This window comes from Gordonia sp. VNK1, from assembly GCF_040049135.1.
In the GTDB taxonomy this organism is placed as follows: Bacteria; Actinomycetota; Actinomycetes; order Mycobacteriales; family Mycobacteriaceae; genus Gordonia; species Gordonia oleivorans.
The window spans coordinates 142442-163454 of sequence record NZ_JBDZDJ010000012.1 but is presented as its reverse complement, the minus strand read 5'-3'; the positions used below and the strand labels follow the sequence as shown (position 1 = coordinate 163454).

The 21013-nt window shown below is 66.4% G+C and carries 20 protein-coding genes; 19 read left to right on the top strand and 1 reads right to left on the bottom strand.

Features of this window, described 5'->3' with window-relative positions; all coding sequences use genetic code 11:
- Nucleotides 1–28: 28 nt before the first annotated feature.
- The 19 genes from ABLE94_RS16255 (at nt 29) to ABLE94_RS16165 (ending at nt 20319) form a co-directional block, all read left to right on the top strand.
- Entirely contained in the window at nt 29–1225 is a 1197-nt protein-coding gene (locus ABLE94_RS16255; RefSeq protein ID WP_348804411.1) for an aminotransferase class I/II-fold pyridoxal phosphate-dependent enzyme, read from the top strand.
- Entirely contained in the window at nt 1225–1674 is a 450-nt protein-coding gene (locus ABLE94_RS16250; RefSeq protein WP_348804412.1) for a hypothetical protein, read from the top strand. Before ABLE94_RS16255 ends, ABLE94_RS16250 begins: the two co-directional genes overlap by 1 nt.
- 1 nt (nt 1675) lies before the next feature.
- Nucleotides 1676–2839 carry a serine hydrolase domain-containing protein gene (locus tag ABLE94_RS16245; RefSeq protein ID WP_348804413.1) on the top strand — a complete coding sequence of 388 codons (1164 nt, stop codon included), beginning with the start codon at nt 1676–1678 and terminating at the stop codon, nt 2837–2839.
- A gap of 42 nt (nt 2840–2881) precedes the next feature.
- Entirely contained in the window at nt 2882–3427 is a 546-nt protein-coding gene (locus tag ABLE94_RS16240) for a dihydrofolate reductase family protein (protein ID WP_348804414.1), read from the top strand.
- A 96-nt stretch (nt 3428–3523) separates the two neighbouring features.
- Nucleotides 3524–4483, top strand: a complete 960-nt coding sequence (locus tag ABLE94_RS16235; RefSeq protein ID WP_348809263.1) for an alpha/beta hydrolase fold domain-containing protein — start codon at nt 3524–3526, stop codon at nt 4481–4483.
- A gap of 52 nt (nt 4484–4535) precedes the next feature.
- On the top strand, nt 4536–5741 hold the full coding sequence (acmB, locus tag ABLE94_RS16230) for a methyl acetate hydrolase AcmB (RefSeq protein WP_348809262.1): 1206 nt from the start codon (nt 4536–4538) through the stop codon (nt 5739–5741).
- 135 nt (nt 5742–5876) lie between these two features.
- Nucleotides 5877–6917, top strand: coding sequence for a helix-turn-helix domain-containing protein (locus ABLE94_RS16225; RefSeq protein WP_348809261.1), 1041 nt, complete (start codon nt 5877–5879; stop codon nt 6915–6917).
- 125 nt (nt 6918–7042) lie between these two features.
- Nucleotides 7043–7957, top strand: coding sequence for a hypothetical protein (locus ABLE94_RS16220; RefSeq protein ID WP_348809260.1), 915 nt, complete (start codon nt 7043–7045; stop codon nt 7955–7957).
- 244 nt (nt 7958–8201) lie between these two features.
- Nucleotides 8202–9839, top strand: coding sequence for an aromatic/alkene/methane monooxygenase hydroxylase/oxygenase subunit alpha (locus ABLE94_RS16215; RefSeq protein ID WP_348809259.1), 1638 nt, complete (start codon nt 8202–8204; stop codon nt 9837–9839).
- 102 nt (nt 9840–9941) lie between these two features.
- A complete protein-coding gene (locus ABLE94_RS16210) occupies nt 9942–10985 on the top strand; it encodes a 2Fe-2S iron-sulfur cluster-binding protein (RefSeq protein WP_348809258.1) in 1044 nt (347 codons plus the stop codon).
- A gap of 42 nt (nt 10986–11027) precedes the next feature.
- A complete protein-coding gene (locus tag ABLE94_RS16205; protein ID WP_348809257.1) occupies nt 11028–12134 on the top strand; it encodes an aromatic/alkene monooxygenase hydroxylase subunit beta in 1107 nt (368 codons plus the stop codon).
- Nucleotides 12135–12139: 5 nt separating this feature from the next.
- On the top strand, nt 12140–12475 hold the full coding sequence (mimD, locus tag ABLE94_RS16200) for a propane 2-monooxygenase effector subunit MimD (RefSeq protein WP_348809272.1): 336 nt from the start codon (nt 12140–12142) through the stop codon (nt 12473–12475).
- A 185-nt stretch (nt 12476–12660) separates the two neighbouring features.
- Nucleotides 12661–13707, top strand: a complete 1047-nt coding sequence (locus tag ABLE94_RS16195; protein WP_348809256.1) for an amidohydrolase family protein — start codon at nt 12661–12663, stop codon at nt 13705–13707.
- Complete coding sequence (locus ABLE94_RS16190) at nt 13704–14528, top strand: iron-sulfur cluster assembly protein (RefSeq protein WP_425476220.1); 825 nt, start codon at nt 13704–13706, stop codon at nt 14526–14528. The genes ABLE94_RS16195 and ABLE94_RS16190 overlap by 4 nt, the downstream gene beginning before the upstream one ends.
- On the top strand, nt 14525–15550 hold the full coding sequence (locus ABLE94_RS16185) for an NAD(P)-dependent alcohol dehydrogenase (RefSeq protein WP_348809255.1): 1026 nt from the start codon (nt 14525–14527) through the stop codon (nt 15548–15550). The genes ABLE94_RS16190 and ABLE94_RS16185 overlap by 4 nt, the downstream gene beginning before the upstream one ends.
- Before the next feature lie 164 nt (nt 15551–15714).
- Complete coding sequence (gene groL / locus ABLE94_RS16180; RefSeq protein WP_348804423.1) at nt 15715–17364, top strand: chaperonin GroEL; 1650 nt, start codon at nt 15715–15717, stop codon at nt 17362–17364.
- 197 nt (nt 17365–17561) lie between these two features.
- Nucleotides 17562–19385 (top strand): sigma-54-dependent Fis family transcriptional regulator, encoded by a 1824-nt coding sequence (locus ABLE94_RS16175; protein WP_348804424.1) that lies wholly within the window; start codon nt 17562–17564, stop codon nt 19383–19385.
- A gap of 73 nt (nt 19386–19458) precedes the next feature.
- The gene (gene ykgO / locus ABLE94_RS16170; RefSeq protein WP_348804425.1) at nt 19459–19581 is read left to right on the top strand and encodes a type B 50S ribosomal protein L36; all 123 of its coding nucleotides are present in this window, start codon (nt 19459–19461) and stop codon (nt 19579–19581) included.
- A gap of 78 nt (nt 19582–19659) precedes the next feature.
- A complete protein-coding gene (locus ABLE94_RS16165) occupies nt 19660–20319 on the top strand; it encodes a class II aldolase/adducin family protein (protein ID WP_348809254.1) in 660 nt (219 codons plus the stop codon).
- 30 nt (nt 20320–20349) lie between these two features.
- Here ABLE94_RS16165 and ABLE94_RS16160 read toward each other — a convergent pair whose 3' ends face one another.
- Entirely contained in the window at nt 20350–20940 is a 591-nt protein-coding gene (locus ABLE94_RS16160) for a TetR/AcrR family transcriptional regulator (RefSeq protein WP_348809253.1), read from the bottom strand.
- Nucleotides 20941–21013 lie beyond the last annotated feature (73 nt).

Sequence of the window (21013 nt, the reverse complement as noted above, 5' to 3'; positions counted from 1 at the left end):
CACCGCGCCCGTCGCGCAGAATGTGCCCATGCACATCTCGCGACGGGCGCAGCACGTGGCGCCGTTCTACGCGATGGAGTTCGCCAAGAAGGCAGGCGCCGTGGAGGCGGCCGGGCATCGGGTGATCCGGCTCAACATCGGCGAACCCGACTTCGGCCCGACTCCGCAGTTCCTGGCCGCGGCTCGGGAGGCCGCCGACGGCAGGCCGATGACCTACACCGACGCGCTGGGTACCGCGCAGCTCCGCGAGGCCATCGCCGGGTTCTATGCGACGCATTTCGGCGCCGACGTCGATCCGTCGCGGGTGGCGGTCACCACCGGCGCATCGGCGGCGCTGCTGCTGGCCTGCGCCGCCCTCGTCGACCCCGGTGACGGGGTGCTCATCGGCGACCCGTCCTATCCGTGCAATCGGCAGTTCGCCGAGAGCTTCGGCGCCGACGTCACCCTCGTGCCGACGACACCCGACACCCGCTTTCAGCTGACCCCCGACCTCGTCGACGCCGCGTGGCGGCCGTCGACGCGTGGTGTCATCGTGGCGTCACCGTCGAATCCGACGGGCACCTCGGTGCCGCACGACGATCTGGTCGAACTGTGTGCTCGGGTGGCCGCCCGCGACGGCTGGAGCATCGTCGACGAGATCTACCTCGGGCTCGCCGATCCGGGCCCGGACGGCCATCCGCCGCACAGCGTGCTCTCCGAACCCGGAGCGCATACCGCGAACACCGTGGTCATCAACAGTTTCTCGAAGTACTTCGGCATGACGGGCTGGCGACTGGGGTGGGCCATCCTCCCGGACTCCCTGGTCGATGTCACCGAGCGTCTGGCGCAGAACTTCTACGTCAGCCCGCCGACGCCGGCGCAGTACGCGGCCCTCGCCTGCTTCACGCCCGAGTCGCTGGCGGTGTCGGAGGACCGTCGCCGCGAGTTCGTCAACCGCCGGCGCCTGGTGCTCGACGGTCTGGAACGCATCGGGCTGCGGGTTCCGGTGCAGCCCGACGGCGCGTTCTACGTCTACATCGACGTCTCCGACACCGGCCTGACGTCGGCGCAGTTCTGCGACCGGGCACTCGCCGACGCCCACGTTGCACTCACGCCGGGCAAGGATTTCGGCATCGCCACCGCCGACGATCACGTGCGGTTGTCCTACGCGGCGTCCACCGCCGACCTGGAGGAGGCCCTGTCGCGGCTGGACGCGTTCATCGGCCGGCTGTCGCGAACCGTGTGATGACCGGAAAGAAGCAACCGTCGGCCCGGACGATGCTCGTCTGGCAGGTCATCATCGCCGTCGGCGGTCTGGCGGTCGGGGCGCTGTTTCTGACCATGGGGATCGTCGGCGGCTTCGTGCAGGGACCCACGTGCGCCGACCGACCGATGGGGCCGCTGGATCGGTGCGTCTCGATGCCGGGCACCAAGTACACGCATCCGGAACTGCTGGTGCCACCGGCCTTCGACCCCGCACATCCGGGACAGGACGTGCCGGCGGCGGAAGGCCGGACACCCGACGAGGTGATCCGGTCGCAGCGCATCGTCGGGGTGATCCTGATCGTCGTGGGGTCGGCGAGCGTGCTCATCGGGTTGTCGTCAGCGCACCTGGTCACCCGCAAGATCAACGCGCACCGTCGCCGTTCGGACCCCTCCGGCGAGGTGCCGGCACCCACGGGGCACGATGGCTGAGATGAGCCACGATCCGACCCTGCCCGGCGTCATCACCGGGGTGACCAACCGCGACGCCACGATCCGCCTCGATGCGCACGGTCCGCGGACCGTCGGCGAGCCCGAGGAGTTGCGCACCGACGCCATCCTCGCGATGTATTCGGTCACCAAGTCGTTGACGGCGACCGTCGCCGTGCAACTCGCCGACGACGGACTCCTGGATCTCGACGTCCCGGCCGCCGAGTACGAGCCCCGCCTTCGCGACGTCGAGGTGCTCGACGGATTCGAGACCGACGGCACCCTCCGACTCCGTCCGGCCCGAACGCCGCTCACCACCCGGCAGTTGCTCACGCACACATCCGGTTTCGGCTACACCTTCTTCGACGAGGCGACGTCCCGCGCGGCAGAGGCACTGTCGGTTCCCGACGTCGCCGCCGGCAGCGTCGAGTCGCTGGGCACTCCCCTGGTCTTCGATCCGGGGACCCGGTGGTTGTACGGGATCGGCGTGGACTGGGTGGGCCTGGTGATCGAGGCCGTCACCGGACGCCGACTCGGCGAGGTCATGCGGGAACGCCTTCTCGACCCACTGGGCATGCGCGACACCGCTTTTGCGCGTGACGATGCGATGCTCGAGCGGGCCGCGAGCCTGCATGCGCGGCTACCCGACGGCAGCCTCAAACCGCTGCGTCGACCCACCCGGCCGGACGCTCCCGCGGTCGATCTCGGCGGTCAGGGGCTGTATTCGACGGTCGACGACATCCTGCGCTTCCTGCGAATGTGGCTGTCGGACGGCCGATCCGACGACGGCGAGCAGATCTTGCGCCCCGACGCCGTGCGCGCGGCCACGGCCAATCAGCTCGGCGATCTCACCGTGACGGCGCTTCCCGGGATCGATCCCCGACGTACACACGACATGGAGTTCTTCCCCGGACTCCGCAAGGGCTGGTCACTCGTCGCGATGACCAACGAACTCGACGCCCCGACCGGACGCACCGCGGGCAGCCTCGGCTGGGCGGGTCTGGCCAACACCTACTTCTGGATCGACCGCCGGGCGCAGATCGCCGGTGTGTGGGCGACCCAACTGTTCCCGTTCGCCGATCCGGTGGCCCTGCACGCGGCCATGGAATTCGAGACGTCGGTGTACCGCGCGATGAATTCCGGAGCCGGGATCGGTCCAACCTCCTGACCTCACCGCATCACCACATCACCACCGACAGGGAGCACACCAATGGCAACGATCCGCGTCCACGAATTCATCACCGCCGACGGCGTCTTCGAGAACCCGGCCTTCACCATGCCCTACGGATTCACCGAACGGATGGGCGAGGTGATCGGTTCTCTCACCGCGCCGGCCTCGGACATCCTGTTGGGCCGCAACACCTTCGAGATGTTCGGACCGGCCTGGTCGACCCGCACCGTCGAGGACGATCCGGGTGCCGGGTTCTTCAACGACTCCCCCAAGCACGTCGTCTCGTCAACGCTGACCGACGCCGGCTCCTGGCAGAACTCGACGGTGCTCGGCGCCTACGACCCGGCCACCATCGCCGACCTCAAGGACCGCGCCGAGGGCGACATCTACATCAGCGGCAGCGGCCGGCTGGTGCGCGCGATGCTGTCCGACGGCCTCGTCGACGAACTGCACCTGCTCGTCTATCCCGTCATCCTCGGTGCGGGCGCCCGGCTGTTCGACGGCATCGGCGAGGTGGGCTTGCAGCTCCTGGACCAGGAGGCCTTCGACAACGGCGTCGTGCATCTGAGCTACGGACCGGCCTGACACCTTCCCCACCCGCCATTCGGCGGGCAAACTCCACCGATTTCGCGTCGGGTCGGCGGTACCGGGCACGCCACAGCCCTGCCTAGACTGTGATCCATGACACGTCCGCGGCCCGAGTTCGATCCCGAACTGCGCGCCGGTCTCGCCGTCGTCGGCGGCATGTTCCCACCCACCGTCACACCCGAGCTGATCGGTTTCATGCGGCAGTCCTATGCGTCCCGCCCCCTCGACGAGACGATGCGCGGCCGCGAGGTCACCCACACCGAGTATGAGATTCCCGGCTACCGCGGCGACCCGATCACGGTGTCGGTGTTCCGATCACCCCGAGCCGACGGAGAGCGACCTGCCATCGTCTACGCCCACTCCGGTGGCCTGATGTTCGGCGACCGGTTCAACGCGCTCGACGCGACGCTGGACTGGGTGGAGCGTCTCGGCGCCGTCCTGATCACGCCCGACTACCGCCTGGCCCCCGAGTACCGGGATCCGTATGCGCGTGAGGACATGTACGCAGCGCTCGAATGGGCTGCCGGCCAGTCGAATTCGCTCGGAATCGACCTGCGGCGGCTGATGGTCGCCGGCGCGAGCTCCGGCGGTGGGCTGGCCGCCGGCCTGGCCCTGGCCGCACGCGAACGCGACGGCCCGGCGATTCGCGCCCAACTGCTCAGCTATCCGATGCTCGACGACCGCGGAATCGCGCCATCGACAACACAATTCGACGGCGTCGGGGTGTGGGACCGAGTATCCAACGAAACCGGTTGGCGCGCATACCTCGGCGAGGCCTACCGGTCACCCGAGGTCAGCCCGCTCGCCGTCCCGGCCCGCGCCACCGACCTCACCGATCTGCCGCCCGCGTTCATCGACGTCGGCGACTGCGAGATCTTCCGCGACGAGGCCATCGCCTACGCGGGCGCACTGTGGGGCGCGGGGGTCAATACCGAACTCCACGTGTGGCCCGGCGCATTTCACGCCTGCGACATCTTCGCCCCGCACACCGCCCTGGCGAAATCCATGCTGCACACCAGATTCGCCTGGATCGCCCGCATGCTCGCCGACTGATCCGACACCAACCGTCTCCCCCCCATCGGTTTCACGAGAAAGAGGAATCACCATGAGTACACCCACCGTCAGTTTCAAGCGGGTCGCCGACGCCGCGGACGCCGTCGTGGCCGCCGCATCCACCGGCGACGATCGAGTGCCCGGCGTGGTCGCCGGCGTCACCACCGACCGCGAGACGATCCATCTGAGCGCATCGGGTCTGCGAGCACTCGACGAGGACACCCCGATGAGCACCGACTCGGTGTTCGCGATCTTCTCGACCACCAAGGCGATCACCGGGACCGCCGCACTGCAGTTGCTCGAACGCGGCGAACTCGACCTCGACGCCCCCGCCCGCGAGTACGAACCGCGGATCGGCGAGATCCAGGTGATCGAGGGCTTCGACGACGCCGGCCAACCCCGACTGCGCGCCCCGAAATCCGACATCACCACCCGCCAATTGCTCACCCACACAGCAGGATTCGGCTACGACTTCTTCAACGAGACCTACGCCCGGCTGGCCACCGAGCACGGCCAGCCGAGCATCGTGACCTCCAGCATGGCCGCACTGCGGTCGCCGCTGTTGTTCGACCCCGGAACCCAGTGGGAATACGGCTCCAACATCGACTGGACGGGACTGGTCATCGAGGCCATCACCGGCAAACGCCTCGGGGAGGTGATGCGGACCGAGATCCTTGAACCACTCGGGATGACCGACACCGCCTTCACCCGCACCGACGACATGCGTGCACGCACCGCCACCATGCATCACCGCAACGCCGACGGCTCCCTGACACCCGATCACGACTTCGCCCTGCCGGACGATCCGGAGGTGCACATGGGTGGGCACGGCCTGTATTCGACCGTCGGTGATTACCTCACCTTCATCCGGATGTGGCTCAACGACGGCCGCTCGGATTCCGGGGAGCAGATCCTGCGAGCCGAGACGGTGTCACTGGCCGAGCAGAACCATCTCGGCGAACTGAAGGTGAAGATGCTGCCCGGCGTCATCCCGAGCCTGTCCAACGACGCCGAATTCTTCCCCGGCATGCCCAAGTCGTGGGCGCTGACCTTCATGCTCAACGACGAGGTCGCCCCCACCGGCCGTCCGGCCGGCTCCCTGGCCTGGGCCGGTCTGGCGAATCTCTACTACTGGATCGATCGGCGCAACAAGATCGGCGGCTACTGGGCCACCCAGATCTTCCCCTTCGCCGATGCCATCTCGGTGGGCGGATACCTCGACTTCGAGACCGCCGTGTACGGCGCGCTCGAGGGCTGACGCACCCGGCGATCGCGCCGGGAGTCGTCGCACCCCGACGATTTCCCGACGCGGTCGCCCCGAGCGCGAGACACTGGAGCGCGCACCCGGCCGACGCATCATCGTCGGCCCGAGAGACGACAGGACAATCACACCGTGCAGGAACTCCTCGGACGGATCGCGGCGCTGGACCCGTCCGCGAGCCTCGGCCTGCGGGTGATCGCCTGCTTCGACGAACTCGTGGTGGGCAACGTCAACCTGCACGGACTGCTCGCCACCGCCGCCGCACTGGCCGGATGCCCGGCCGGAGTGCGCCGCGGCGATGCGGTGACGCGGGTGTCGGTGCTCGGTGAGGCGCTGAGCGGTGATGCCCCTGATGAGGTGCACGCGCTGGTTGTCGACGGGGGTACCGGCGGTGTGGCCACCCAGGTGTGGCTGGAACGGCACGGCCCCGAACTGGCCAACGACGCCATCATCGTGGAGCGTTTGGCGCTGGCCGTCGGAATCCGATACTCGGGAGCGTCGGGCGGCGCCACCCGCGACGTCGCACGGCTGCTCGATCGCGACGCCGATCTCGATCGCCGACGCGAGGCGGCGGCGCGCCTGCATCTGTCCCCGACCGCGTCCTACCGTGCGCTGGCGACACCGCTGTTCGCCGACTGGTCCAGCCATCCGTCGTGGCCGGCCGATGTGACCGCCACCGCCATCGGCACCATCCACGCCGTGATCGCCCCCGGGGATCTCGACGTGGCGACGGCCCCGTCGACACCGTGCGGCCTGGGCGTCACGACGACGATCGACGGACTGGCCGACTCGTTTCGCACCGCCCTGATCGCCCTGCAGCTGTGCGAGCGACCCACCACCGTCGTCGACGCGGCCGAGTACGGCGGTCTCGTGCACCTGCTCGCCGAGTCACCGTCGGACGCCCGCAACCCCGACGCCGACAGCCTGGAGTCGCTGATGACGCACGCGTGGGCGCGCCCGACCATCGCCGCGCTGCTCGATGCCTCCAGCGTCCGGCAGGCCGCCCGAGCGCTCGACATCCATCACTCGACGATGCAGACGAGGCTCGAAACCGTCAGCGCAGGACTGGGTTTCGACCCGTTGGACGGTATGGGCCGGGCGCGTCTGGGTGTGGCGTTCCTGACCTGGCGGATGCGGCACTCCCGCGCCCTGGAACTCCCGCCGCAGCGCTGAGCAGCACCGCCGGAGAAAATGGGTGTTGTTGGAGAAAATGGGTGGTACAGCACCCAGGTTCGCATACAGGACACAACTTTGCTGACCGACGGAACCGTTGCCATCGCCCCTGCGTCCAATCCCGCATGACCACCTTCCCGCAGGACGCCCACGGGCTCATCCACCGCTCCGCAGTCATCAAGGCCGGACTCACCGACGATGACCTTCGTCGGTCATTGCGACGGCACGAGATCGTCCGCGTCATCCGCGGCGTCTTCGCCGTCGCCGCGATCCGTGACCACACCACATGCCATCGTCTCCAGTCCATCGCCACCGCGACCACCAATTCCCGAAAGCATCCGTTGAGCCACCAGTCCGCGGCGGTCATGCACGGCCTCGAGATGCTCAAGCCCAACTTTCGGCGCGTCCACACCACCGCCCCTGACTCCGGGTATCGCACCGCCACCGCTCACTGCCACGTCGCCACCCTCGATGACGATGACGTCGTCGAGGTGGACGGCATCGCGGTCACCAGCATCGAGCGAACAGCGGTCGACATCGCTTGTGCCACAGCCACCTTCCCGCAAGCCCTGGCCGTCTTCGACTCCGCGCTGCGCCTCGGGGCGAAGCGTGAGGTGATGGCCGAGATGCTGATCGAGAAGCGGCGCGGGGTGGCGGTCGCACGGCGCGCACTCCACTTCGCCGACGGCTCGTCGGAGAATCCCGGCGAGTCGTGGAGCCGGGCACAGATGATCGAGGCCGGACTTCGGCTCCCACGACTCCAGCACACATTCCGTGACGGCGATCAGCACGTCGCCCGCACCGATTTCGACTGGGACGGCCGACTCGTCGGCGAGTTCGACGGCAAGGTCAAGTATCAGAAGCTGCTCAAGCCGGGTGAGGACGTCACCGAGGTCGTCCTGCGCGAGAAGGCCCGCGAGGACAAACTCCGCAGCATGAACATCATGGTCATCCGCTGGACGTGGGCAGACCTCGAGGCCGGCCGCGTCGTCGAACTCATCCGGCAGTGGCTGGTCCAACTGGAGATGGCGGCGGCATAGGCCCGGTCGCCCACCGCCAACAGAACCTGGGTCGTGTGAGAGAACCTGGGTGCTGTACCACCCATTTTCCCCAACAGGACCCACTTTGTGCTGGTCACCCACCCCCAACACACCACCGATCCAGGTCAGTGAATGTGTGGTCAGTCTCACAGTGAGACGGGTGTGATTGCCATCACGAGGTTGTATCAATAGCGCTTCAGCCCGCAGGCCGGCACGTAGCCGGCTCTTCTACAGGAGGCGCACATTGAGCAGGCAGAGCTTGACCAAGGCCCATGCGAAGATCACCGAGCTGTCGTGGGAGCCCACCTTCGCCACCCCGGCAACCCGGTTCGGAACCGATTACACCTTTGAGAAGGCACCGAAGAAGGATCCGCTCAAGCAGATCATGCGGTCGTACTTCCCGATGGAGGAGGAGAAGGACAACCGCGTCTACGGCGCGATGGACGGTGCCATCCGCGGCAACATGTTCCGTCAGGTGCAGGAACGCTGGCTGGAATGGCAGAAGCTGTTCCTGTCGATCATCCCGTTCCCGGAGATCTCGGCCGCCCGCGCGATGCCTATGGCCATCGACGCGGTACCCAACCCCGAGATCCACAACGGTCTCGCGGTGCAGATGATCGACGAGGTCCGGCACTCGACGATCCAGATGAATCTCAAGAAGCTGTACATGAACAACTACGTCGATCCGGCCGGGTTCGACATCACCGAGAAGGCGTTCGCCAACAACTACGCCGGCACCATCGGCCGCCAGTTCGGTGAGGGCTTCATCACCGGCGACGCCATCACCGCCGCCAACATCTACCTGACGGTGGTCGCCGAGACCGCATTCACCAACACACTGTTCGTCGCCATGCCCGACGAGGCCGCCGCCAACGGCGACTACCTGCTGCCGACGGTCTTCCACTCGGTGCAGTCCGACGAATCGCGCCACATCTCCAACGGCTACTCCATCCTGCTGATGGCCCTGGCCGACGAGCGCAATCGTCCACTGCTGGAACGCGATCTGCGTTACGCCTGGTGGAACAACCACTGTGTGGTCGACGCCGCGATCGGCACCTTCATCGAGTACGGCACCAAGGACCGCCGCAAGGACCGCGAGAGCTACGCCGAGATGTGGCGTCGGTGGATCTACGACGACTACTACCGCAGCTACCTGCTCCCGCTGGAGAAGTACGGCCTGACCATCCCCCACGACCTCGTCGAGGAGGCCTGGAACCGGATCGTCAACAAGCACTATGTGCATGAGGTCGCCCGCTTCTTCGCCACCGGCTGGCCGGTCAACTACTGGCGCATCGACGCCATGACCGACACCGACTTCGAGTGGTTCGAGGAGAAGTACCCCGGGTGGTACAACAAGTTCGGCAAGTGGTGGGAGAACTACAACCGTCTCGCCTACCCGGGCAAGAACAAGCCGATCGCCTTCGAGGACGTCGACTACGAGTACCCGCACCGCTGCTGGACCTGCATGGTGCCGTGCCTCATCCGTGAGGACATGGTCACCGACAAGGTCGACGGCCAGTGGCGCACCTACTGCTCGGAGACCTGCGCGTGGACCGATAAGGTGGCCTTCCGCCCCGAGTACGAGGGCCGGCCGACCCCGAACATGGGACGCCTCACCGGATTCCGTGAATGGGAGACCCTGCACCACGGCAAGGATCTCGCCGACATCATCACCGATCTCGGCTACGTCCGTGACGACGGCAAGACGCTCATCCCGCAGCCGCATCTGGATCTCGATCCGAAGAAGATGTGGACGCTCGACGACGTCCGCGGCATCCCGTTCGCCAGCCCCAACGTGCTGCTGAACGAGATGAGTGACGACGAACGCCAGTCGCACATCGCCGCGTACATGGCCAACAAGAACGGCGCCGTCACGGTCTGACCCGTCTGCGTCCGTCGGTCGAGTGGTCCGAGCCCTGTGGGGCGACTACTCGACCGACGGGCACGCGGATCAGGAATCGACCGCCCCAGCCCAGGAGATTTCATGGCCGATACGCATCGGATCAGTTTCGAACCCGTCGACATCGAGATGGAGGTGACCGAGGACGAGACCATCCTCGACGCCGCATTCCGGCAGGGGATCCACCTCATGCACGGATGCCGGGAGGGACGGTGTTCGGCCTGCAAGTCCTACATGCTCGACGGTGACGTGCAGATGGACGACTACTCCACCTTTGCCTGCAACGACTCCGAAGAGGCCGAGGGGTACGTACTCCTTTGTCGCACATACGCATACAGCGACTGCGAGATCGAACTCCTCAACTTCGACGAGGACGAGCTGCTCGGCGGCGCACCCATCCAGGATGTGCTCACCCGCGTCGCGGCGATCGAACCGGTGACCCGGGACATCGTCTCGCTCAAGCTCGACGTCGTCGAACCCGAGACCATCGAGTTCAAATCGGGTCAGTACGTCGACCTCTTCGTACCGGGCACCGAGGAGAAGCGGTCCTTCTCCATCGCCACCACCCAGGCCACCCCCGACCGCCTGGAATTCCTGATCAAGAAGTATCCCGGCGGTCTGTTCGCCGGCATGCTCGAGGACGGACTGTCGGTCGGCGACGAGATCAAGGTGAACGGCCCGTACGGTTCCTGCACCCTGCGCAGCGGTCATGTGCTGCCGATCGTCGCGATCGGCGGCGGTGCCGGCATGGCACCACTTCTCTCCCTGGTACGCCACATCAGTGAGACCGGCCTGAGCCGGCCGGTGCGCTTCTACTACGGCGCACGCACCGCCGACGATCTGTTCTATCTCGACGAGATCGCCACTCTCGGTGAGAAGATCGCCGACTTCACCTTCACCGCCTGCCTGTCGGAATCGGTCGACGGTGCCCCCGACGGCGTCACCGTCGCGGCGGGCAACGTCACCGACATCGTCAACGACAACGAAGCCGACCTGGCCCGAACGGAGGTGTATTTCTGCGGTCCCCCACCCATGGTCGACGCGGCTCTCGCACTGGCTGAACAACATTCGATGCCCAGAGACCAGATCTTCTACGACAAGTTCACCAGCCCGGCATTCGACTCCTGACCCCTGGTCGCCGAGTCCGCCTGAACGACAGGAACGAAAGGTATGTCCGCACCAGCACAACCACGGGAACGCAGCTTCCCCTCCATCGAGTTCACCGACGCCGAGGCCGGCGCACGGGAATTCCCGAGCAGCCGCAGCCGCAAGTACAACTACTATCAGCCGGCCAAGAAGCGGGCCACGATCTACGAGGACGTCACCATCGACGTCCAGCCCGATCCCGAACGCCACCTGACCCAAGGCTGGATCTACGGCTTCGGCGATGGCCCGGGCGGCTACCCCAAGGAGTGGACGTCGGCGCAGTCGTCCAACTGGCATCAGTTCCTCGACCCCAACGAGGAATGGGAGCAGACGATCTACCGCAACAACTCGGCGGTGGTCCATCAGGTCGACCTGTGTCTTCAGAATGCCAAACGCGCCCGCGCCTACGACGGCTGGAATTCGGCCTGGCTCAAGTTCATCGAACGCAACCTCGGTGCCTGGATGCATGCCGAGAGCGGCATGGGCCTGCACGTGTTCACCTCGATCCAGCGTTCCGCGCCGACCAACATGATCAACAACGCGGTCTGCGTGAACGCCGCCCACAAGCTGCGGTTCGCCCAGGATCTGGCCCTGTTCAACCTCGACCTGGCCGATGCCGAGGAGGCCTTCGACGGATCGGCACACAAGGAGGTCTGGCAGTCCGCCCCGGAATGGCAGCCCACCCGCGAGGCCGTGGAACGACTGACCGCGATCGGCGACTGGGCCGAGTTGCTGTTCTGCTCCAACATCGTCTTCGAGCAGCTCGTCGGCTCGCTCTTCCGGTCGGAACTGGTGATGCAGGTGGCCGCCCGCAACGGCGACTACATCACCCCGACGATCGTCGGCACCGGTGAGTACGACTACGACCGCGATCTCAACTACTCCCGCGCACTGTTCCAGATGCTCGCGCGCGACGAGAAGTACGGGGTCGACAACCAGAAGCTGTTCGCCGACTGGATGGCGGTGTGGGTACCACGCTGCCTCGACGCGGCCCGCGGACTCCAGCCGATCTGGTCGCAGCCGGCGGACAAGTCGGTCACCTTCTCCTCCAGCCTCGATCACGCCAAGACCAAGTTCGCCGACGTGCTGACCGCCATCGGCCTCGACATCCCAGAGGAGCTGAACAAGTGAGCACAATGCAATTCGGGGCCGACACCGAGTTCTCCAACATGTGTGGGGTGACGCTGATGAACACCCCCATCGGCCGGATCGTTGCCGACGTGATGGGCGCCAAGGACGGCGTCGAACTCACCGAGTACCCGTCGATGATCCGCGTCGACGGCGTCAACCGCCTCATCTTCGACTACGACGAACTGACCGACGCCCTCGGCCAGGAATTCGACGGGTCGATCTTCGAGGAGATCAGCTCCACCCACTACGGACGGATGGTGCACCTCGACGAACAGACCATCCTGTTCGCCAGCCCGGAGGACGCGGCCGAGTTCATCGGCTTCGACCTCACCGCTTCCTGATCGGGTAGCGGATCAGACTTCGCCGCCGGGGCCCCGCCCGCCCCCTTGTCGGCCCCGGCGGCGAATTCCATCCGATCCACCTCTCAGCCAACAGTTTCCAGCCCCACAGTTTTCAGCCCCACAGTTTTCAGCCCAGTACCAGCCCCCACAGCCCCGTCAACGCCGCGAGAGAGCGAGTGAGACCGATGTATGAGAAGAACGGCGAGAAGTATTTCATCGTAGATGCCCATGTGCACCTCTGGGACGGACGCGAGTCCAACCACCGCAACATCCATGGCAAGCAGTTCATCGACTGCTTCTACGACTACCACCGCAACCTGAGCCCGGAATCGGAGCTGTGGGACTACGACACCTACTGCTACTACGGTCCCGAACGGCTCATGCAGGATCTCTTCGTCGACGGGCCGGCCGACCACGCGATCTTCCAGGCCACGATCCTCAAGGACTTCTACGTCAACGGCTTTGCGCAGGTGGACGATTCACTCAAGCTGTGCCAGGACAATCCGGGCAAGCTCACTTACAACCACGCCTACGATCCGCGCGACGGCGAGGACGGCCTCGAGCAGTTGCGTCGTGACGCCGATACCATGGACCTCAAGGGCGTCAAGCTCTACACCGCCGAATGGCACGGCGATTCCCGCGGGTACAAACTCGACGATCACTGGTCGCGACGCTACCTCGAGGAGTGCATCGAGCTGGGTATCAAGAACGTTCACGTACACAAGGGACCGACGATCCGTCCGCTCGATCGCGACGCCTTCGATGTCGCCGACGTCGACAAGGTGGCCACCGACTACCTCGACCTCAACTTCATCATCGAGCACGTCGGCCTGCCCCGCCTGGAGGACTTCTGCTGGATCGCCACCCAGGAGTCCAACGTGTACGGCGGACTGGCCGTGGCGATCCCGTTCATCCACACCCGGCCCCGCTACTTCGCGCAGATCATCGGCGAACTCCTCTACTGGATCGGCGAGGACAAGATCCTCTTCGCCAGCGACTACGCGCTGTGGACCCCGCAGTGGCTCGTCGAACGGTTCGTGGATTTCCAGATCCCCGAGGACATGACCGAATACGCGCCGATCACCACCGATCAGAAGCGGAAGATCCTCGGCCTCAACGCCGCAGCGCTGTATCCGCACATCGAGGTTCCCGAGGAGCTGCGGATCCCCACCGACGCCGCCGATCCCGGTGCGGAGGTGGCGGCCGGCGCGCAGGAGGCGGTGAACGCATGACCGCGCTGTCGGACCGCCACCACGTCGAAAGCGGGACGGTGCAGATCGAGGACACGGTGATGATGACCGACGCCGTGCTGGGCGCACTCGATACCGTTCTCGATCCGGAACTCGACCAACCCATCACCGAATTGAACTTCGTCCGTTCGGTTTTCATCGACGACGACGGGGTCACCGTCCATCTGCGGCTGCCCACGTCCTTCTGTTCACCGAACTTCGCGTACCTGATGGCCTCGGATTCGCTGGATGCCCTCGAGGACATCGAGGACGTCGGTCAGGTGCGGGTGATGCTCGATGATCACCACGACTCGGACAAGATCAACGCCGGTCTGGCCGCGCACGCCGGCTACAAGGGCACCTTCGGGGTCGAGGCCGAGCAGGATCTCGAAGAATTGCGGATGACCTTCCTGCGCAAGGCCCACACCGCGTCGATGGAACGCGCGGTCAGTGCGCTCATAGCCTCGGGGGCGGCCACCGCCGCCGACTGCGAGCATCTGCTGCTGCGGGACCTGCCCGACGGGCCCGCGAAGTACGCACTGCTACGGCGACGGGTACAGATCGGTCTGGGTGTGTGCCCGAACTGCCGGGTCGTAGTAGACGAGGACGGCAGTCCGTTGCCACCGGAGCAGGTGCCGGTGCGGCTGAGATTCGCACGGTCGGTGCGGATCTCGGTGGAGGGCAACTCGCACTTCTGCCGCGGCCTACTCGCCACCCGCTACGCCGACGACGATGCATGCGACGGCACCAGCGGACCGGTCATCACCAACGTGCGCACCCGCGCACTCCCCGACAGCAATTTCCTTCAGGAGAGGTCATCATGAGAGCCGTCCAGGTCGTCGGATATCACGACAAACTGCAACTCAACGAGATCCCCGACCCGACGATCACCGGTCCGCTCGACGTGATCGTGCGGATCGGCGGGGCCGGGGTGTGCCGCACCGATCTGCACATCCTGGAAGGTCAGTGGGAGGCGAAAAGCGGTGTCACACTGCCCTACACCATCGGACACGAGAACGCCGGCTGGGTGGAGGCGATCGGAGATGCGGTCACCAACGTCTCCGTCGGCGACAAGGTGATCCTGCATCCGCTGATCACCTGCGGACTGTGCCGGGCCTGCCGCGACGGCGACGACGTCCACTGCGAGAACAACCAGTTCCCCGGGATCGACACCGACGGCGGCTACGCCGACTATCTCAAGACCACCGCCCGCAGCGTCGTCAAGATCGACGATTCACTCGAGCCGTCGGATGTGGCCGCGCTCGCCGATGCGGGCCTGACCGCCTATCACGCCGCGGCCAAGGTGGCCCGGATGACGCGTCCCGGCGACACCTGCGTGGTCATCGGCGCAGGTGGCCTGGGGCACATCGGGATTCAGGTGCTCGCCGCCATCTCCGGGGTGACCATCGTGGTGGTCGACCGCAACCCGGATGCGGTGGCCCTGGCTCTCGAAGTCGGAGCGCACAAGGGCATCGTCGCCGACGGCACTCAAGTCGACCAGGTGCTCGCACTGACCGACGGCAAGGGCGCCGAGGCGGTCCTCGACTTCGTCGGTGAGGGCGGTGCCACCGCCGAGGGGGTGGCGATGCTGCATCGGGCGGGCAACTACTTCGTCGTCGGCTACGGCGAGAACATCAACGTCCCCACCATCGACATCATCTCCACCGAGATCAACTTCATCGGTAATCTCGTCGGTTCCTACAACGATCTCACCGAGCTGATGACTCTCGCCGCGCAGGGAAAGGTCAAGCTGCACACAGCAACCTATGCACTCGACGACTACCAGAGCGCTCTCGACGATCTGGATGCCGGTCGGGTGCGGGGCCGCGCGATCCTGATTCCCTAGAACTCCGTCACGGGACCTGCCCCGAGCTTCCCGGCTGACACGTCGAGTCACGGAGGTGTCCTCGATACACCTCCTCGCTTCGCTCGTCGGCACTCGGAGGGCGGGCGGACAACTGAATACAGCCCGACCACAACAACACCGAACACAGAGAAGAGGTTGACGACATGGCCAAAGAGTTGCGCTACAACGCCGAAGCGCGGCTGCGGCTGGAGCGGGGCGTGAACGCCCTTGCCGACGCGGTCAAGGTGACACTGGGCCCCAAGGGCCGTAATGCGGTCCTGGAGAAGCTCACCGGTCCCCCGACGATCACCAACGACGGTGTCACCATTGCCCGGGAGATCCAGCTGCGCGACCCATTCGCCAACATGGGCGCCCAATTGGTCAAGGAGGTGGCGATGAAAACCAACGGTGTCGTCGGTGACGGCACCACCACCGCAACCGTGTTGGCGCAGGCGATGGTGCGCGAGGGGTTGCGGGCCGTCGAGGCCGGCGCGAACCCGATGCGGGTGCGCCGCGGCATCGAACGGGCCGTCGCCGCGGTACTGGAATCCTTGTCATCCCAGGCGGTTCAGATCGGTGGTCGCAGTGACCTCGAGCGCATCGCATCGCTGGCCGCCAGCGATGACGAGGTGATCGGTGCGGTCATCGCGGCCGCCGTCGAACATGTCGGCAAGACCGGGGTGATCACCACTGAGGAGAGCGACACCCTCGGCCTGTCCGTCGACGTCGTCGACGGCATCGAATTCGATCACGGCTACATCTCCGGCTACATGGTCACCAATCCGGAACGGATGGAGGCGGTCCTGGACAATCCGGTGATCTTGTTGACCAACAAGAAGATCACCTCGGTGCAGGAGATCATGCCGGCCATCGAGACGGCCAAACGCGCCGACCGCCCGCTGCTTGTCCTCGCCGAGGACGTCGACGGACCGGCGCTGCAACTGCTCGTCGGTGGCAACATGCACAAGACGATGCTGTCGGTGGTGGTGCGCGCACCGGGCTTCGGACATCGCCGCATCGCCGAACTCGAGGACCTCGCGGTGGCGCTCGGCGGCCACGTGATCGCCAAGGACACCGGCATCGATCTGCACGAGGTGTCGATGGAACACCTCGGCACCTGCGATCGGGTGACCGTCACCGAGAACGAGACGACCATCGTCGGGGCGCACGGCGATCAGGAACTCGTCGACTCCCGGGTCCGGCATCTGGAGGCCCAACTCGAACGTGCCCGCATCGACGCCGATCGCGACGCCCTCGAACTGCGCATCGCACGATTGACCGGCCGGGTCGCGGTGATCCGGGTCGGCGGTGTGACCAGCGTCGAACTCAAGGAGCGGATGCTGCGGGTGGAGGACGCCCTCGCCGCCACCCGCGCCGCGGTGGAGGCGGGCATCGTCTCCGGCGGCGGCACCGCGCTTGCCCAGGCGCATCGGGCGCTGGAATCCCTCGAGGCCACCGGCGACGAGAAGGTCGGCATCGAGGTCGTCCGCGATTCCCTCGCCGAACCGCTGCGCTGGATCGCCACCAACGCCGGCTTCGACGGTGACGAGGTGGTCACGGTGGTCTCCGGACTACCGCTCGGACACGGCTTCAACGCCCTGACCGGTGGTTACGGCGACATGTTCGACGAGGGCGTCATCGATCCGTGCAAGGTCACCCGGGCCGCGCTGGAGAGCGCGGCGTCCATCGCGGCGCTGCTGATCACCACCGAGACCGCCGTGGTCGAGGAGGTCATGGGCAATCCCGGCGCGATCCCGGCGCCCGGTTTCGGTGACCTGGCCGAGGGTATGGTCCGCCCGTCCAACATCTACTGAACTGATCTGATCTTGTCCGGTCGGGGACACCGCGTTCGCCCGGTGAGGTGATTCCCGACCAGCCCCGGACTGGGCCGACCGCGATCCGAACGGCATCTGCCGTTCGCGGCGTTGATCGCGGTCGGCCCTCCCCTTCCCCCGACGAGGTAGACTCGTCGGAGAGGTGAGATACAGATCACAGAGGAGTCGCTTGCTCGGTGATTTCACAGCCCCCAGCCCAGCCCAGTACGTCCACCGCCACGGTCGCCCGCGCCCGGGAGAAATTCCTGAGCGACGACGGACTCGATGACGCCGTCCGAGAATCGATCTCGACGTCGTGGCGGCGATCCCGCGCGTTCAATGTCCGCGCCGATCGCCTCGAACTGCCTTTCGTCCGGGAACCGAACACCGACGGGCCGTTGATGACGGCCGCACGCCCGATCATCGATCAGCTCGCCGGCGATCTGTCGTCGGAGCCGATGTCGATCATCCTGACCTCGGCCGACGGCGTGGTGCTCTCACGCACCACCGCCAGTACCGGACTGCGTCGGATGCTCGACGAGGTGAGTCTCGCACCGGGATACAGCTACAGCGAGGAGTTCGCGGGCACCAACGGCATCGGCACCGCACTCGAGACCCGCCAACCCACCGTGGTCAGCGGCTCGGAGCATTACGCCGACAGCCTCGGCCCGTTGACCTGCGCGGGCGTGCCGATCGTGCATCCGATCTCCGGAGCGGTGGTCGGCGCTCTCGATCTGACCTGTCGCAGCGAACTCGAGCAGCCGTCGACGTTGTTGCTCTCGCTGGCCAAGTCAGCGACCTCGCAGATAGTGCAGCGCATGGTGTCGCAGGCCAGCGAGCGCGAATCACGACTGTTGAACGCGTACCTGGCCACCTGCCGGCGGGCACCGAATGCCATGGTGCTCGCGATCTCCGGCGACGTGGTCCTGATGAACCGGCGCCTGCGTCACAGCGTCGACCCGGCCGACCAACTCGCCATCCTCGAGCACGCCGTCGACCAGTCGCCCACGCGCGGAACACCGGGCCGGGTGAGCACGCTGCCCAGCGGGCGGGTCGCGCGGCTGTCACCGGTGTCGGAGTACTGCGACGACGGTGCGCAGATCGCGGTCTTCCGGGTGCATCTCGTCGACGCCGCACCCGCACCGTCGGTGGCCGCGCCGAAAACGCCGACGGCAACCCTGCCCGGAGTGGTGGGGCGTAGTTCGTCGTGGCGGCAATGCTGTTCGCGGATCGTCGGTCACGTGCGGGCCGGCCAATGGATCGCGGTGTCGGGCGAGGCGGGATCGGGGCGGACCGCGACCTTGCGTGCGGCCGCCGAACGCTACCAACCGGCCACCACCCGGGTGTTCGCCGCCGACGACTTCGCCGCCGACGACTTCGCCACCGACGCCCTCGACGACACCACGGGCGTCGCCGAGGACACCCTCGACGCGCTGGCCACCGAACTCGATCGGGACGGCTTCTGCGTCATCATCCGCGACATCGACACCATCGGCGCCGACGCCCAGGCGGCCATCGCAGACCTGCTTCCCGGCCGCGAACACGCCGGGTGGCTCGGCGTCACCACCGCGGCGTCCGCGGTCGAGGCGGGGACCACGCTGCTGCCCTTCTTCGGCCACACCGTGGAACTCCCCCCACTGCGGCATCGGATCGAGGATCTGCAGGATCTGGTGCCGACGTTGCTGCGGCAGTTGACGCGCGGCCGTGAACTGAGTGTGGCACCGGATGCGATGCGCCAACTCAGCAAGTATTCGTGGCCGGGCAATGTGGCCGAACTGCGCCAGACACTGCGTGAGGTGGTCACCCATCAACGCTCCGGCGTCATCGGCGTCGGTCAGCTGCCACCGCGGTGTCGCACCACCAGCCGGCACACCCTGACCCGCATCGAGGCCCTCGAACGCGACGCGATCGTGCGCAGCCTCGAGGAGAACGGCAACAGCAAGGCCGACGCCGCGGCCGCACTCGGCATCTCGCGGGCGACGATCTACCGCAAGATCAAGGAGTTCGGGATCGTCACCTGACGACGACCCATTTCGTCTTTTTGCGTCGGCGCGCGCTATTGTTCATGACAGTCATTTTCAACAAGGAGCTGTCATGAAGGTTCGCGTATCCCTCCGATCCATCAAGAATCAACCGGGCGCCCAGGTCATCCGACGACGCGGCCGTGTCTTCGTCATCAACAAGAACAATCCACGATTCAAGGCACGCCAGAAGTGAGCCCCGCGGCCGCGCACCTCGGGCACAATCGAGCCGCTTGTCCTCCACATGCATGTCGATGGGTCTAACGTCGATGGGGTGGGCATCGACGATCACCGCGCCTCTCTGTGCGCGGCCGCGCATCATCTCGCGGCCTCGGCCGGGCTCACCTCCCGCACCGACGGCAACCTGTCGGTTCGCAGCGGCGATCACGTCCTGCTGACACCGACCGGATGCCGGCTCGACGCGGTCACACCGGATCAGCTGGTCATCGTCGACCTCGACGGCGTCGTCGCGGTTCCGACGCCGTACCGCCCGACCAGTGAACTCGGCCTGCACCTGGAGATCTACCGCACCACCTCGGTGTCCGCGGTGGCCCACGCCCACTCGATCGCGTCGGTGTCGGCAGGCACCGTCGTCGACGAGCTGCCGGCCATCCACTACACCGCGGCCATGCTCGGCGGCGCCGTGCGCGTCGCGCCGTACGCCGTCTTCACCAGCCCGGAGCTGAGCGAGCTGGTGGGTGCCGCTCTGCACGAACGTACCGCCGCCCTCATGCGCAACCACGGTTCGATCGCGGTCGGCAGCAACATCGAGACGGCATGTGAGCATCTCGAACTCCTCGACTGGCTGTGCGAGGTCTACCTCCGGTCGGTCAGCGCCGGCACACCGGCCGCGCTCGACGGTGCCCAGCTCACCGAGATCGTCGCCTCGGCCGCGCGGCAGTACTACACCCCGTTCCCCGGAACCGATCACTGATCACCGATCACTGATCACCGATGGCCGACCTCAGGTCGCGAGCACCATCCGCAAGGCCATCCGCGCATACATCTGCCCCACCGCCGCCGGGTCCCGGTGCGTCCGTGTGGGGAACCATCGGCACACGTCGACGCACAGCGACGAGATGGCCAGGACGACATCGTCGGGGTCGTCGGCGGTGAACTCACCCGCCTCGACCCCGCCGGTCACGATCGTCGCGATCATCGCGGTGGTCTTTCGCCGCAGTGCCGCGATCGTCCGGAAGTGTGCGGGCGTCAACGCCCGCATCTCGTACTGCACAACCTTGGCCAGTTGCTGGTGGCGCGCCTGCCAGCCGGCGAAGGCCGCCACCACCGCGGCGAGGCGGTCGGTGTGCGAAGCACTCGCGTCGTCGGCGGCGGCCATCGCCTCGTTCACCGACCGATGCCCGTCCAGCGCGATCGAGTAGAGCAGTTCCTCCTTGGACCGGAAGTGCGGATACATCGCCGCCGCACTCATCCCGAGACTGGCCGCGATCTGCCGCGTCGAGGTGCCCGCATAGCCGAATTCGGCGAAGGACGCCGTCGCGGCCTCACGAATGCGCTGTGCGGCCGCGGATTCCGCGACGCGAACCGTACTCACCGTGTACGCCTCCCCTTCGTCGACACCCGGCACTGTTGACCAATCCGGGGTTCCCGGGCAGTATAAGCGAGTG

Excerpts from the sequence above, each read along its gene's own strand:
- ABLE94_RS16255 (WP_348804411.1), top strand. The coding sequence starts at position 29 with ATGCACATCTCGCGACGGGCGCAGCACGTGGCGCCGTTCTACGCGATG.
- ABLE94_RS16250 (WP_348804412.1), top strand. The coding sequence starts at position 1,225 with ATGACCGGAAAGAAGCAACCGTCGGCCCGGACGATGCTCGTCTGGCAG.
- ABLE94_RS16245 (WP_348804413.1), top strand. The coding sequence starts at position 1,676 with ATGAGCCACGATCCGACCCTGCCCGGCGTCATCACCGGGGTGACCAAC.
- ABLE94_RS16240 (WP_348804414.1), top strand. The coding sequence starts at position 2,882 with ATGGCAACGATCCGCGTCCACGAATTCATCACCGCCGACGGCGTCTTC.
- ABLE94_RS16235 (WP_348809263.1), top strand. The coding sequence starts at position 3,524 with ATGACACGTCCGCGGCCCGAGTTCGATCCCGAACTGCGCGCCGGTCTC.
- acmB (WP_348809262.1), top strand. The coding sequence starts at position 4,536 with ATGAGTACACCCACCGTCAGTTTCAAGCGGGTCGCCGACGCCGCGGAC.
- ABLE94_RS16220 (WP_348809260.1), top strand. The coding sequence starts at position 7,043 with ATGACCACCTTCCCGCAGGACGCCCACGGGCTCATCCACCGCTCCGCA.
- ABLE94_RS16210 (WP_348809258.1), top strand. The coding sequence starts at position 9,942 with ATGGCCGATACGCATCGGATCAGTTTCGAACCCGTCGACATCGAGATG.
- ABLE94_RS16205 (WP_348809257.1), top strand. The coding sequence starts at position 11,028 with ATGTCCGCACCAGCACAACCACGGGAACGCAGCTTCCCCTCCATCGAG.
- mimD (WP_348809272.1), top strand. The coding sequence starts at position 12,140 with ATGCAATTCGGGGCCGACACCGAGTTCTCCAACATGTGTGGGGTGACG.
- ABLE94_RS16195 (WP_348809256.1), top strand. The coding sequence starts at position 12,661 with ATGTATGAGAAGAACGGCGAGAAGTATTTCATCGTAGATGCCCATGTG.
- ABLE94_RS16190 (WP_425476220.1), top strand. The coding sequence starts at position 13,704 with ATGACCGCGCTGTCGGACCGCCACCACGTCGAAAGCGGGACGGTGCAG.
- ABLE94_RS16185 (WP_348809255.1), top strand. The coding sequence starts at position 14,525 with ATGAGAGCCGTCCAGGTCGTCGGATATCACGACAAACTGCAACTCAAC.
- groL (WP_348804423.1), top strand. The coding sequence starts at position 15,715 with ATGGCCAAAGAGTTGCGCTACAACGCCGAAGCGCGGCTGCGGCTGGAG.
- ykgO (WP_348804425.1), top strand. The coding sequence starts at position 19,459 with ATGAAGGTTCGCGTATCCCTCCGATCCATCAAGAATCAACCGGGCGCC.